Source organism: Streptomyces sp. NPDC001796, from assembly GCF_042892355.1.
Lineage (GTDB): Bacteria > Actinomycetota > Actinomycetes > Streptomycetales > Streptomycetaceae > Streptomyces.
Genome location: NZ_JBIAUC010000025.1, coordinates 34,149 through 47,715, shown reverse-complemented (window position 1 = coordinate 47,715; position 13,567 = coordinate 34,149). Strand labels below are relative to the sequence as shown.

The window sequence follows — 13,567 nt, the reverse complement described above, 5'->3', positions numbered from 1 at the left end:
GAGGCTCCGTTGCTGTTCGCATCCGTCGACGAGGTCTCCGCGCGCCTCGCCGAGACCGGGTATCTGGCGTCGCCCGCGGTGGCCACGACGGTCTTCCTCGCCGATCGGCTCGGCAAGCCGCTGCTGGTGGAGGGGCCCGCCGGGGTCGGCAAGACCGAACTCGCCAAGGCCGTCGCGCAGGTCGCCGGGGCACGGCTGGTGCGGTTGCAGTGCTACGAAGGCATTGACGAGTCGCGGGCGTTGTACGAGTGGAACCACGCCAAGCAGCTGCTGCGTATCAGCGCCGGCCGTGACGAAGCCTGGGACGAGACGCGCACGGACATTTTCAGCGAGGAGTTCCTGCTCGCGCGTCCGCTGCTGACCGCCATCCGCGGGGACGAACCGAAGGTGCTGCTGATCGACGAGACGGACAAGGCGGACGTCGAGGTGGAGGGCCTGCTCCTGGAGGTGCTCAGCGACTTCCAGGTCACCGTCCCCGAACTGGGCACGATCACTGCGGCCAGGCGCCCCTTCGTGGTCCTCACATCGAACGCGAGCCGCGAGCTGTCGGAGGCGCTGCGCCGCCGCTGTCTCTTCCTTCACATCGGCTTCCCGGACGAGGAGCTGGAGCGTCGCATCGTCCGGCTCAAGGTCCCGGGCATCGACGAGGCGCTGGCCGAGTCCCTGGTACGGGTGGTCAGGGCACTGCGCGAGATGGACCTGCGCAAGGTTCCCTCGGTCGCGGAGACGATCGACTGGGCGCGCACCCTGCTCGCCCTCGGCGCCGGGACGCTCGAGGAGACCGTCGTGCGCGAGACCCTCGGCGTGGTCCTCAAGCATCAAGAGGACGTCCTGAAGGCGGCGTCGAAGCTCGACCTGGACGCCGTGTGAGCGCCTCCGCACCGGCGACCGGTGTCGCCGAGCGGCTGACGGGTCTGGTCGGCGCTCTGCGTTCGCACGGCGTGGGCATCGGCACGGGCGAGACCCTGGATGCCGCGCGGGTGGTGGAAGTGCTCGGCCTGGCGGACCGCGAGTTGCTGCGTGAGGGGCTGGCGGCCACGCTGCTGCACAGCGAGGGGCAGCGGCCGGTGTTCGATGCCGTCTTCGACGTGTACTTCCCGGCTCGCGTCGGGGTCCACGCCACCGAAGCTCCTGCGGATCGGGAGGGACTGCGGAGCCGGCTCGCGGAGGCACTGGCCGCCAACGATGAAGGGCTCATGGCGCGGTTGGCGGTCGAGGCGGTGGACGGCTTCGGCGGGTACGGATCGTCGCCGGGGTCGGACGGCTGGTCGTCGTACCAGACGCTCGAGCGGCTCCGCCCGCAGACGCTGCTGGCGCGCGTCCGCGACAGCATCCGGGCACGGGAAGAAGGAGGGGCGGGCTTCACCGACCGGCTGCTCGAGGACGAGATCCGCCGGCGCATCGAGGTCTTCCGGGGGCAGGTCGCCACGGAGGCGCGGCGGCGTGTCGCCGAGCGGCGCGGCCGGGACGAGATCGCGCGTCGGGCCGTGGTCACCACGGCGGACCGGGTCGATTTCCTGTCCGCCGGGCGGGATCGACTCGCCGAGTTGCGCAGGGTCGTGCAGCCACTCGCACGCAAACTGGCCACCCGGCTCGCCGCGCGCCGCAGGCGTGCCGCCCGCGGCACCATCGATCTGCGGCGCACCCTGCGCGGATCCCTGTCGACGGGCGGTGTGCCGATACGGCCCGTGCTGCGCAGGCGCCGTCCCGTCCGGCCCGAGCTGGTGCTGCTGTGCGATGTCTCGGGTTCGGTGTCGGGGTTCTCGGATTTCACGATGCTGCTGGTGCAGGCACTGCATGACCAGTTCAGCAAGGTGCGGGTATTCGCCTTCGTCAATCAGATCGACGAGGTGAGCAGAATGCTGGTGCACGGCGCGGCCGATCCCGACGCTCTGGGCGCCCGGATCCGCTCGGAAGCGGCACTGACGGGCTGGCACGGCAGCAGCGACTACGGAGTCGCATTCGGCGAGTTCACCGAGCGGTACGGCGACGCCGTGGGCTCGCGCACCACTGTGTTCGTCTTGGGTGACGCCCGTACCAACATGGCCGATCCGAATCTGCCGGCACTACGGCACATCGCCGAGCGAGCTCGCTGCGTCTACTGGCTGAACCCCGAGCCGCGCTCCCAGTGGGGCACGGGTGACTCGGCGGCACCCGCCTACGCCGATGTCATCGCGATGTACGAGTGCCGCAACGCGAGGCAGCTGAGCGCGCTCATCGCACGGCTGCTGCCGGTGTGACGAGGCGACAGGCGGCGAGCACCGGGACGAAGTGACCTGGTTGGCAGTGCGCCGGGACGGGCACGCAGGCGGAGTTGCGGTCGACGGCACGACGGCGAGGGCGGGGACCGGCCGCCTGCCGCGGCCGGAACCGGTGCGGCGCCCTCGGCGGTGGCATGCTGGGGAAGCAGATCATCCAGCGGAGTGGGGAGAGTACGGCGGCGTGAAGGCAGCGGGACGGTCGGTCGCGGCACGGCTGCGGGATCGCATCACCGCGTCGGATCCCGGGCTGCTCAGACTCGCCGCCGGGTCGCGGACAGCGGGCGCGATCGCTCTGACCCTGGCCGTGCTCGGCGTGCTGCGCGCCCCCGCGCCGCATCTGGTGGCCGGGGCCATCGCGGCCATGGTGGCCACCTTCGCCATCCGGGAGAAGCAGCGCGGTAGGCAGGCGGTCACGCTCGCCATGGGACTGCCGGTGGCCCTGGCGTCCGTGTCCCTGGGGGCGCTGCTGAGTGCGCGCGTCGTGGCGGGGGACGTGTTCTTCATCGTCCTGATCTTCTGCGCGGTCTACAGCCGCCGGTTCGGTGACCGGGGCACCGCGCTGGGGCTGATCGGCTTCCAGGTGTACTTCCTGTCGTTGTTCGTCGGCGCCACGGTGTCGACGCTGCCGGGCCTGTACGGCGTCATCGTGCTCGCGTTCGCGTGCAGCGCCTTCGTACGGTTCGTGGTCGTGTACGAGACGCCCGCGGGCATCCTGCAACGACTGCGCGAGGCCTTCCGCGTGCGCGTCGCCCAGCTTGTGTCGGCGCAGCTGGAGCTGTTGGACGCGGATCCCGACGACGTGGACAAGGCTCTGGAGGAGGTGCGAGAGGGCACCGCACGGCTGCACGAGACGGCCATGATGATCCAGGGCCGACTCGACGACGGGACATCCGACGAAGCCGTGGCGCAGGTGCTGCAGCGCCGGATCGCGGACGCCGAGATCGCCGCCGAGCGGCTCGGGCTGCTGCTCCTGAACGCCCGCAGTGCCCAGCGGGCGGACACACTCACCCTGCACCTGCCCGGCGCGCACGTGCCCTCGGGCGGCCACCTGCCGGTGCGGGACGAGGCGATCGACACGCTCCGCCGCGAACTGCTGACGCTGCGCCTGCTGATGCTGCGGCCCGTCGGGCAGCGCGGTGGAACGGGAGTGGCCCATCTGCGCAACCGGCTGCTCGGCTACCGGGACGAGGAGAACCTGCCGTCGGCGTCGAGAGCCGTGCAGGACGTCTTCCGGGGCGTCGGCGAGGCCGCGCGAGCGGTGCTGGGGCTCAGGGTCGCGCTGGAGGGAGCGCAGGACGAGTCCGACGACACACCCGCCACGACGCGCTCGAGGGAGGAGCTGGACGCCGAGGACGCCGCCATCGAGGGCGCCCAGGAGAGCGAGCGGGAGACACAGCAGGAGCCGAGGGGGCTGCGGCGGCCCACCACGCGTGCCGCCGTGCAGGTTTCCGTGGGCTCGGCCCTGGCCATCGTCGGTGGCGAGTTCCTCTCCAGCCATCGCTGGTACTGGGCGGTGCTGACCTGCTGGATCGTCTTCATGAACACCTCGTCGACGGGCGAGGTCCTGGTCAAGGGCTACCGCCGGCTGGTGGGCACCGTCCTCGGCGTCGTGGCCGGCATCGTCCTGGCAGGGCTGGTGGGGCAGCACACGTGGACGGCGCTGGCGCTGGTGCTGCTGTTCGTCTTCGCGATGTTCTACACGGCCCCGCTGTCGTACACGCTGATGTCGTTCTTCGTGACCGCGGCGCTGGGTCTGCTGTACGCACTGCTGCACACCTACAGCCTGTCGGTGCTGGTACTGCGGGTGGAGGAGACGGCGCTCGGCGCGGCCTGCGGGATCATCGCGGCGGCCATGGTGCTTCCGGTGGGCACGGACCGCCACACGAACGATCTGCTCGCCACTGTCCTGGAGCGGCTCGCCGAAGTCACCGACGCCGCCGTCGACCAGCTCAGCGGCGGGCCCGGGGCCGCCGGTCTGCTCAACCAGGCGCGCGACCTGGACGAGGCACTCGGCGACCTGCGGGAGGCCACGCAGCCGCTGACCCACCCGATCACACCGCTGCGGGCGCGGCGGAACACGGCCCAGTACGTCGTCGCGGTCCTGGAGACATGCGCCTACCATGCGCGCTCCCTGGCCGCGACCGCCGAGCTCCTGGCCACACATCCCTCGATCACGGCGGACCCGCGGCTGCGCCGGGCGTGTGACCGCATCACGGACAACATCGCGGCGATCAGCGCGCACGTGGCGGACCAACACGCCACCGACAAGGTCGAGACGGGGCCGAGCATCGCCTCCCTGCTGGAACCCGACACCGCCGGCACACCACGGTACGGGCGGATCACCGACCGGGTGCTGCGGCATCTGCAGCGCCTGGACGAGGCGGTGGTCGGCCTGGCCCGCCCACTCGGTGTGCCGGTGGCGGCGCGAAAACCGTGACGGCGGCGCCCTTTCGGGACCGTGCCCTGGTGCGGCGGCTTCCACGATTGCGTGGGCGACGGCCTCCAGCGGCGAGCGCGGTCTCGACCCGCTCGCCGGCGTCGCCGAAGGCGTTGCCCCGGCCGTGGTCGGCTGGACACAGGGACGTTACGAGGCGACGCTGGCGGAAAGGCACAGCCCTGTGCCTGCCCGCAACGTCAGGAGTTCTTCTCGTGCGCGCCACTGTGATTCACGGCCCCAACGACATCCGGATCGAGGAGGTGCCCGATCCGGTCGTCCGGCACCCCGCCGACGCGGTGGTGCGCGTCGTCACCGCCTGCATCTGCGGCAGCGACCTGTGGGCGTACCGGGGGGTGGCGTCCCGGCAGCCCGGGCAGCGGATCGGTCACGAGTTCCTCGGCGTGGTGGAGGAGGTCGGCTCCGAAGTGGCGGGATTCCGGCCGGGCGACTTCGTGGTGGCGCCGTTCGTCTGGTCCGACGGTACCTGCGACTTCTGCCGGGAGGGGCTGCACACCTCATGCCCGCAGGGCGGCTTCTGGGGGCAGGTCGGCTCGGACGGCGGCCAGGGCGAGGCGGTCCGGGTGCCGTTCGCCGACGGTACGTTGGTCGCGCTGCCGAAGGACACGGCGGGCGAGGACAAGTTGCTGCCCGCGCTGCTCGCCCTCTCCGACGTGATGAGCACCGGCCACCACGCCGCCCTGGCCGCCGGGGTACGGCCGGGCGCCACCGTCGCCGTCGTCGGTGACGGTGCGGTCGGCCTGTGCGGCGTGCTCGCCGCCCGCCGGCTCGGCGCCGGGCGGATCGTCGCGCTCGGCCGCCACGGCGCGCGCATCGCCATCGCCCGCGCCTTCGGCGCGACCGATGTGGTTGCCGAGCGCGGTGACGCGGCGATCGATGCGGTGCGGGAGCTGACCGGCGGGCAGGGTGCGCACGCCGTGCTGGAGGCGGTCGGGACCGAGGAGTCCATGCGTACCGCGATCTCCATCGCCAGGGACGGCGGCGCGGTCGGCTACGTCGGCGTACCGCACGGCGGCAGCGCGGGCGTCGACATCAGTCAGATGTTCGACCGGAACGTCTCGCTGCGCGGCGGCGTCGCCCCCGCGCGTGCGTACATCCCCGAGTTGCTGCCCGACGTGCTCTCCGGTGCCATCGACCCCGGCCTCGTCTTCGATCGGACGGTGGACCTGGACGGTGTTCCGGACGGCTACCGCGCCATGGACGAGCGCACGGCCCTCAAGGTTCGGATCACCTTCTGATCCCGGTCCGTCCGGCAGAGCTTGTCGCTCTGCCGGACCCCCTCACCACCGCTGGACTCGTCCCGGAGTCCGCCGAAGGACGCGACCCGATGCGCGCCGCGGTGCCGCGCGCCGCGGGCGATCGTACCGGCGGCTCCAGGAAACGGTAGGGGTCCGTCGCCGGCCATACGCCAACAGGCTGCGCGCGACGGGCCGTTCGGCCCCTCAGGAGCCCATTGACACCGGAGTGGTCCGGTGCTTCAGTGGCTGAGCCACTCAGCCACGTCACTCCACGGGGGACCTGCCGGATGAGATCACGCAGCACAGCCTTTGCCGAGATGATGTGCGGCACCGTGCGACTCGCCGGCGACACGGGGACTCGGCGGGTCCGGCTTGACCTCGCCGTGCGGGCGGCGTCCGCCCTCAGGCCGCTCGGGACCACGACCGCCCTGGTGTCCGGGCGGGTTCGCATCGAAGGTCTGGTCGACGACCCGGACGCCGTCGGTGAGATGGAGATCTCGCCGCTGGCCCGGCGCAGGATCGTCTACCGTGTCGGCTTCACCGTCGGTGACCGCAAGTACCTGCTGATGGGCTGGAAGTCGGTCTCCTTGCGCCATCCGGTGGCGTCGATGACGGTGCTCCCGTACAGCGTCCACGAAGACGGGCACCAGGTCGGGCAGGGCAGGTTGCGGTTCCCTCTCGCGAGCCGGCTCGTGCCGTTCCTGGCGAGCTGGCGCTTTCCCCGCCGCGACGAGAGCGCCACCGCTTACACACCGCGCTGGGACGGCTCGCCGGGGCGGACGGAGGTCTGGTACACCACCCTCACCGATCCCGTCACCGGTACCGGTTTGTGGCTGCACCATGAGCTCACGGTGCCCACTGACGGGGCGACGGCGTTCGCTCACGGCTGGGTCGCCGTCTTCCCTCCCGAAGGGCCCGTGGAGTACGCACGGTTCGGGCCCGAGCCCTGGGTGGCGTCCCCGCAGGGGTTCGGCACCACCGAGGTCACGGTGCGGCCGGGACGGTTGTGCGGCACGGCCGGGTGCTTCCGCTGGGACGTGGAACAAACCTCCCACGGCGCGCCGCTGCACACCTTTCCCCGGTGGGCCTGGCGGCGCCCACTCCTTCCCGCCGCGCAGATGCTCCCCGCGTCGAGATCCCGGTTCACCGGTGTCGTGGAGCATCCCGGCGGTCGACTCGACCTCTGCGACGCGCCGGGGGCCACCGCGCGGATCTATGGGCACGGCAACGCGCGTCGCTGGGCCTGGCTGCATGCCGATCTCGGTGGCGGAGACGTGCTGGAGGTCGTCGCCGCGGTGGCGATGCGGCCCGGGCTGAGGAAGCTGCCGCCACTGGTGTTCCTGCGCCTGCGCAAGGACGGACGTACCTGGCCGCGACGCGGACTGCGCTCCGCCGTCGGGTGGGCGGGACTCGGGCGGTTCCGCGCCCGCATCGGTCTGCCGGTGTGGTCGGTCACCGGGCGGGCCGGCTTGCGTCGCATCCGCGTGACCGTCACGCAACCCGAGGAACGCACGCTTGCCCTCGAGTACACCGACCCCGACGACAGCAGGCCGGTGTGCCGCAACAGCGAACGCGCCGACGCCCGCATCGTCGTGGAGCGGTGGTGGGGCGGCTGGCGTCCCGAGGCGCGGTGGACACTGACCGGGACCGCCCATGCGGAAGTGGGCGAGCGATGAGCCGCAGTCTCCGGGGCCTGGTCGCCGCGTTGCTCGCCGACGACGGTTCGGAGCAGTGGCTCGCCGCCGTCCCGCACCGGCTGGACTCCCTGCTCGCGTCGCTGCCGTTGCCGGCCCGGGTGGGGATCAAGTGCGGGGCTGCCGCCGTGGACGCCTATGCCACGCTGAGAACCGGGGCACGACTGGACCGCCTCCCGGTCGGCGACCGTGACGCGGTCCTCGCCTCCCTCACCGCACGGCCCGCGCTGCTGCCCCTGCTGGACGCCCTGAAAGTCCCCGCCGTGCTCGCCGGGAGCACCGAGCGCATGCTGCACAGAGCCGCCGGCACACCCCCGGCGTCTTCGGCACCGGTTGACCCTCCTCTGGACTGCGTGCCTTCCCCACAGTGGCCGGACCGGTCCACGGCAGACGCGGTCGTCGTGGGGTCGGGGGCCGGTGGCGCGATCGCCGCGCGCACCCTGGCGCGCGCGGGGATGCGCGTCGTCATCCTGGAAGAGGGCCGCAGGCACACCACCGCCGACTTCGCACGGCGCGTGCCGCTGGACCGCTTCACCGACCTCTACCGCGACGGCGGCGCGACCGTGATGTGGGGCCGACCGCCTGTACTGCTGCCCACCGGACGCGCTGTGGGCGGCACCACCGTCGTCAACGCCGGCACCTGCTATCGCACACCTCATCGCGTCCTCGCACGCTGGCACGACACCTTCGGCCTCGACATCGCAGACCCGTCGGCATTCGCCGTACACCTCGACGACGTCGAACGCGTCCTCGGTGTGGCACGACAGCCGCTCGACGTGCTCGGCCGCAACGGCCTCCTGGCCCTGGACGGCGCCGGCCGTCTGGGCTGGCGGGCCGCCCCGGTGCGCCGCAACGCGCCTGGATGCCGGGGCTCTTGCGAGTGTGTCGTGGGATGCCCGACCGGCGCCAAACAGAGTGTTCAGCTCTCGGTGCTGCCCGACGCGTGCGCTGCCGGCGCCCGGATCGTCACCTCCGCCCGAGCGGAACGCATCCTCACCGACCCTGACCGCCCAGGCGGCCCGCGGTGCGCGGGAATCGCCGCGAGGCGTCCCGACGGCTCTCGATTCGAAATCCTCAGCCCCATGGTCGTCGTCGCGGCGGGCGCTCTGCAATCCCCCCTCCTGCTCAGGCGCTCAGGGCTCGGAAAACATCCGCGGACCGGCCGGAATCTCGCCGTGCATCCGGCCACCAGTGTCGCGGGCCGTTTCCCTGACGCGGTCAGTGACCGCCCCGCGGTGTTGCAGAGCGTCGCGGTCGAGGAACTGCACCACGACGGCATCCTCATCGAGGCCACCGCACCGCCACCGGGAATGGGTTCCTTCGTCCTGCCCGGCGCCGGACGCGACCTCCGCGCCGAGCTGGAGGGGGCGGAGCGCCTCGCCGTCCTGGGAGCGATGATCGCTGACCGGCCCGCCGGCAAGGTCCTGGGCGCCCGTTACCCGCTGCTGCGCTACGACCTCGATCCGAGGGACGGCTCCTCGCTGCTGCGCGCCGTCGCCACCATGGGCGAAGTACTCTTCGCGGCAGGCGCCGACGAGGTCCTCACAGGACTCCCCACGAGGCCGAGAGTCCGCTCCGTCAGGGAACTGGAAGCGGCACTCTCCGACATGACGCCTCGTCAACTCCACCTCTCGGCCTTCCACCCCACGGGAACCATCGCCCTGGGTGCGGACGACCAGGTCGCCCCCGCGGACCCTCATGGGTGGTTGCGCGGAGTGCGGGGTGTGCTCATCGCCGACGGATCCGCCTTGCCGAGTTGCCCGGAGGTGAACCCTCAGCTGACCATCATGGCGACCGCCTCGGCCCTGGCCTCGGCCGCCACCCGATCCGCCTGACCAAGCCTGCCGTGGTCGCGGGCAGGTCAGGAGACACGGGCGGACTGTCCGGAGCGCCGATTCCCGAGCACGCCCAGCATGACCTTCTCCGTGTCACGCAGATACTTCTCCGCTGCCCGCTCCGCGTCCTGCGGCCTGCGGTCGATCACGGCCCGCACCAGCGGGCCGAGTCGGGCAGCCGCCCTGGCCGGGTCCTCGAAGGGCGCCCGCAGGGCGCCCCGAACGGGCAGGTATGCGTTGAACAGCGTGTTGATGAGCAGCAGGTACACCCTGTTGCCGGTGCACCGAGCCAGCTCGCGGTGGACTTCCACATCGGCGAGCTGCGCGGCGTCGGCGTCGACTGCCGCGTCGACCGATTCCAGCAACTCGGCCAGCCTGCGCGCCTGCCGCGCGGTGCGCCGGGTTGCCGCGCGACGAGCGATGAGTGCGCCGATGTGCCGCCGCACTTCGAAGATCTCCACCAGCCAGCCGCTGTCCTGGGACGCCAGCATCGGCAGGAGGTCGGCCCCTCCGACCCGCAGAAAGTCACGGACCCGCGTGCCGACGCCATGCCGCGTGCTCAGCAGGCCCGCCTGTTCGAGACGAGAGAGGGCGTGCTTGAGGGTCGTTCGGGTGACCCCGTATCCGGCCGCGAGTTCCCGCTCCGACGGCAGGAGACTCCCCGGAGGGTGCGTCCCGTTGAAGATGTCCTCGCGCAGCCTGGACTCCAGGAGGTCGACCACCGTCTGACGCGGAATGCTCTCTGCCGCCACGGACCATCTCCACTTTGCTCATGCTGGACCAGTGGCTCAGCCACTACGAGCACGCTAGACAGTGGCACGACGCCTGGTCAAGGCCCCACCTGTCGCCCGCCATCGGGCGGGCCGACAGGATGTGACAGGCCCCTGCTGTTCAGGTGTTCGGGCACAGGACGAAGTCGCGGAAGGCGCGGCGGACGGGATGGTCGCCCATCTCCGTGATGGCCGCACGAATGTCATGAAGGTGACGGGTGGTCATCTGCAGCGGCGGCTCGTCGGGCTGGTAGGTGGTGCGGATCGGGTAGTCCACGCCCGGCTGCCGGGTCATCTCGATGTGGCAGCCGAGCACGTGGATGACGGGGCGGCGGTCGGAGAAGTCGATGAGGCGATCGACGGTCCGGGCGAAGGCGGTCCAGTCCTGAACGTAGAGCCGGCCCGGGTAGACCGTGTCACCGGTGAGCAGAAACCCGGTCCACCGGTCATAGAACGTCACCGCGGCTTCATGATGGCCCGGGGTGGCCAGGCACTCCAGCACACGACCGCCCAGGTCCACCTCGATCACGGCGTCGGGATCCTCGTCGAATCCGAAGTACGCCCAGGCGGTGGCCAGGTCCGCTCCCACCACGGTGGTCGCGGCACGGTCGGCGAACTGGGCGTCGCCCGCGACGTGGTCGCCGTGCGGGTGCGTGTGGAGGACCAGCAGGTGGTACCCGTCCCGCGGGTGTCGCACGAGCCAGTCCGCGACGAGTTCGTCGACCGTCCGGCGCAAGGGGAAGAACTCGGCGGATGCGGTGGCACCGGTGTCGATCAACACCGCCTGAGCATGGCCGAAAAGCAGGAAGAGGAACGGCGCTTCGTAGTTGATCGCCATGTTCTGCCGAAGAATGAACGTGTGCTCGTCGTACCTGTGGACCTGGATGTCCGGGTCGGTGTTGTGCTTGGCCGACGGCGAGCCATGGATCCATCGGACGTCGAGTGGACGCGGCCGGGGAACCCCTCCGGCGCGTTCGACCCAGTGCTCGTCTGTGTCCATGAAGTCCCTCCGGTGCGTCGCCCTCGCACGCCGAATGTAGACCCCCGCGGGGACGCCACCGAGCCCGGCCGTGTCTGACCCGCCGCGCCCTTCGCGGGCGGGTCGGGCACGCCACCCGGTCAGTCGCCGGCCCCGGACTCGTCGAGGACTTCCCGTGCGGCTTCCAGCGCGGTGGCTCGGTCGTCGGGGACCAACCCGATGCGAGTGCGACGGTCGAGGAGGTCGGCCGCGTCCAGTGCCCCTTCGTGGCGTACGGCCCACAGCAGCTCCGCGCGAGTCACCGGGTGCCCTTCCAGGACGGGCCGGGCGAGCCGGGGGTCGGCCGTGGTCAGCGCATGGACGGCCGGCGCCTCGGTGCCGTAGCGGTTGACCAGGCGTCGCGGCGCACGGAGGGCGCCGAGCGTCCGGGGCGGCGCGGCGCCGACCAGAGGGAGGGCGCTGGTCGGGGAGGCACCGGCGGACAGCCCGTGGGTGGCGACAGCGGCGTCGACCGCGTCCTCGGCCATGCGGCGATACGTGGTCAGCTTGCCGCCCACCACGGTGACCACTCCCTCCGGCGAGGTGAGCACGGCGTGTCTGCGGGAGATGTCGGCGGTGCTCGGCGCCGCGCCCGGGTCCCCGCCCGGAGTGCTGTCCAGCAGGGGCCGCAGTCCCGAGAAAGCGCCCACCACGTCCTCTCGGTGGACGGGGACTTCCAGGGCGGAGCCGAGGACGTCGAGCAGGAATCCGATGTCGGTCTCCGGCACGTCGGGCACGTCCGGTACGTCGCCTTCCACTGGTTCGTCGGTGAGTCCGACGTAGACCCGGCCGTCGCCCTGCGGCAGGACCAGGACGAAGCGGTTGGTCTCGCCGGGGATCGGGATGTGCAGGCCGGCCGGCAGAAAGCCCAGGTGGTCCGCACGCAGGACGAGGTGGGTGCCGCGCGAGGGCCGTATGCGGACCCCGTCCACCAGGCCGCCCGCCCACACGCCGGAGGCGTTGATCAGCGCACGGGCGCGGATGTCGCCTTCCTCGCCGGTGAGTTCGTCGCGTATCCGGGCACCGGACGCGGTCAGTTCCAGCGCCCGCACCCGGGTGAGGATCCGTGCGCCCCGCGCAGCCGCCGTACGAGCGATCGCGGTGACCAGGCGGGCGTCGTCGGTCACCCGGCCGTCCCAGGACAGCAGTCCGCCGCGGAGCCCCAAGCCGCGCAGTGCGGGAGCCAGATGACGGGTTTCCGCAGCGGAGAGCCTGCGCGGTGCAGGCAGTGTGGCCCGCGCCGTGCGTGCGGCCAGACGCAGCGTGTCGCCGGCGCGGAACCCGGCCCAGGCCAACGCCGCCTGGCCTCGTGAGACCAACGGGGTCAGGGGCAGCACGAACGGCTGGGCCCGCACGAGGTGCGGAGCGGTGCGCTCCATCAGGACGCCGCGTTCGAGGGCGCTCTCGTGGGCGACGTCGAGCTGGCCGGAGGCGAGGTAACGCAGTCCGCCGTGGATGAGCTTGGAGCTCCAGCGGGAGGTGCCGAAGGCCAGGTCGTGGGCGTCGACGGCGACGACCGTCAGTCCGCGGGCGGCGGCGTCCAGGGCCGCCCCGGCGCCGGTCGCGCCGAGGCCGACCACCAGGACGTCCACGGGCGCGCCTCCGACGGTCTCAGCCAGTTCGCGCAGGCGGCGGCCCGCGGTCAGGGACGAGCCGGCAACCGCTCGTTGCGAGGAGGCCGGACTGCTGCTGGAGCTCATGGTGTGAGGGTCCTCTCGAGGATGGTCCGCAGTTCTGCGGAGAAGGCCTCCGTGCTCAGTTCGGCGTCGTCCTCCTCGGTCATGGTGCGCAGCGACAGGGTGAAGGACTGGGCGACCAGGAGCAGGGACCTGGCCTGCCGTACGGGGTGCCCGGGGCGTACCGACCCGTCCGCGTGCCCCTCGCGCAGGGCGTCGGCGAGCAGTTCCAGGAGGGCTTCCTGGCTCGCCCCGCGCCGGTCCAGTACGTAGGGAATGAGCAGTTCGGGATCGACGTCGACGATCTTGCGGAAGAGGGGATGACTCCGGAAGGCGTCCACTCCGTCGACGAGGCCGTCCACGATCCGCGTGCGCGTGGTCGTCCCCGGCCTCGGGTCCGGCATCGCGCCGGTGGCCGCCTGGATCCACTCCCGGGTCATCAAGTCACCCACCAGCGAGCGCACATCGGGCCAGCGCCGGTACAGCGTCATCCGGGAGACGCCCGCGCGGCGGGCCACGTCGGTCAGCGTGGTGCGCCGCACGCCGACGGCCAGGACACAGTCGCGGACCGCGTCGAGCACTGAATCGCCGTCCGAGGCGTTGTGACGAATAGGCGTCAT

Annotated in this window: 10 protein-coding genes; 6 read left to right on the top strand and 4 right to left on the bottom strand. The window is 71.8% G+C overall.

From position 1 onward, the window contains the following. The first annotated feature begins 12 nt into the window (after positions 1-12). The 6 genes from ACFYZE_RS32435 to ACFYZE_RS32410 all read left to right on the top strand — a co-directional run bounded on the left by ACFYZE_RS32435 (position 13) and on the right by ACFYZE_RS32410 (position 9,483). The gene (locus ACFYZE_RS32435) at positions 13-870 is read left to right on the top strand and encodes an AAA family ATPase (RefSeq protein ID WP_389002182.1); all 858 of its coding nucleotides are present in this window, start codon (positions 13-15) and stop codon (positions 868-870) included. After that, positions 867-2,240 (top strand): VWA domain-containing protein, encoded by a 1,374-nt coding sequence (locus ACFYZE_RS32430; protein ID WP_389002041.1) that lies wholly within the window; start codon positions 867-869, stop codon positions 2,238-2,240. The genes ACFYZE_RS32435 and ACFYZE_RS32430 overlap by 4 nt, the downstream gene beginning before the upstream one ends. A gap of 202 nt (positions 2,241-2,442) precedes the next feature. Then, the gene (locus tag ACFYZE_RS32425; RefSeq protein ID WP_389002038.1) at positions 2,443-4,698 is read left to right on the top strand and encodes an FUSC family protein; all 2,256 of its coding nucleotides are present in this window, start codon (positions 2,443-2,445) and stop codon (positions 4,696-4,698) included. 212 nt (positions 4,699-4,910) lie between these two features. After that, a complete protein-coding gene (locus ACFYZE_RS32420) occupies positions 4,911-5,954 on the top strand; it encodes a zinc-dependent alcohol dehydrogenase family protein (protein ID WP_389002035.1) in 1,044 nt (347 codons plus the stop codon). Positions 5,955-6,241: 287 nt separating this feature from the next. Continuing rightward, positions 6,242-7,630 (top strand): hypothetical protein, encoded by a 1,389-nt coding sequence (locus ACFYZE_RS32415; protein ID WP_389002032.1) that lies wholly within the window; start codon positions 6,242-6,244, stop codon positions 7,628-7,630. Further along, on the top strand, positions 7,627-9,483 hold the full coding sequence (locus tag ACFYZE_RS32410) for a GMC family oxidoreductase N-terminal domain-containing protein (protein WP_389002029.1): 1,857 nt from the start codon (positions 7,627-7,629) through the stop codon (positions 9,481-9,483). Before ACFYZE_RS32415 ends, ACFYZE_RS32410 begins: the two co-directional genes overlap by 4 nt. Positions 9,484-9,509: 26 nt before the next feature. On the opposite strand, the gene ACFYZE_RS32405 is transcribed toward ACFYZE_RS32410, so the two are convergent. The 4 genes from ACFYZE_RS32405 to ACFYZE_RS32390 form a co-directional block, all read right to left on the bottom strand. Then, complete coding sequence (locus tag ACFYZE_RS32405; RefSeq protein WP_389002026.1) at positions 9,510-10,235, bottom strand: FadR/GntR family transcriptional regulator; 726 nt, start codon at positions 10,233-10,235, stop codon at positions 9,510-9,512. A gap of 139 nt (positions 10,236-10,374) precedes the next feature. Next, on the bottom strand, positions 10,375-11,253 hold the full coding sequence (locus ACFYZE_RS32400; protein ID WP_389002023.1) for an MBL fold metallo-hydrolase: 879 nt from the start codon (positions 11,251-11,253) through the stop codon (positions 10,375-10,377). A 119-nt stretch (positions 11,254-11,372) separates the two neighbouring features. Beyond that, entirely contained in the window at positions 11,373-12,971 is a 1,599-nt protein-coding gene (locus ACFYZE_RS32395; protein ID WP_389002021.1) for a glycerol-3-phosphate dehydrogenase/oxidase, read from the bottom strand. Continuing rightward, on the bottom strand, positions 12,968-13,567 hold the full coding sequence (locus tag ACFYZE_RS32390; RefSeq protein WP_389002018.1) for a TetR/AcrR family transcriptional regulator: 600 nt from the start codon (positions 13,565-13,567) through the stop codon (positions 12,968-12,970). The genes ACFYZE_RS32395 and ACFYZE_RS32390 overlap by 4 nt, the downstream gene beginning before the upstream one ends.

What these genes read in the sequence shown, in the direction of transcription:
- ACFYZE_RS32400 (WP_389002023.1), bottom strand. Translation starts at nt 11,253, where the DNA reads ATGGACACAGACGAGCACTGGGTCGAACGCGCCGGAGGGGTTCCCCGG.
- ACFYZE_RS32410 (WP_389002029.1), top strand. Translation starts at nt 7,627, where the DNA reads ATGAGCCGCAGTCTCCGGGGCCTGGTCGCCGCGTTGCTCGCCGACGAC.
- ACFYZE_RS32415 (WP_389002032.1), top strand. Translation starts at nt 6,242, where the DNA reads ATGAGATCACGCAGCACAGCCTTTGCCGAGATGATGTGCGGCACCGTG.
- ACFYZE_RS32390 (WP_389002018.1), bottom strand. Translation starts at nt 13,567, where the DNA reads ATGACGCCTATTCGTCACAACGCCTCGGACGGCGATTCAGTGCTCGAC.
- ACFYZE_RS32395 (WP_389002021.1), bottom strand. Translation starts at nt 12,971, where the DNA reads ATGAGCTCCAGCAGCAGTCCGGCCTCCTCGCAACGAGCGGTTGCCGGC.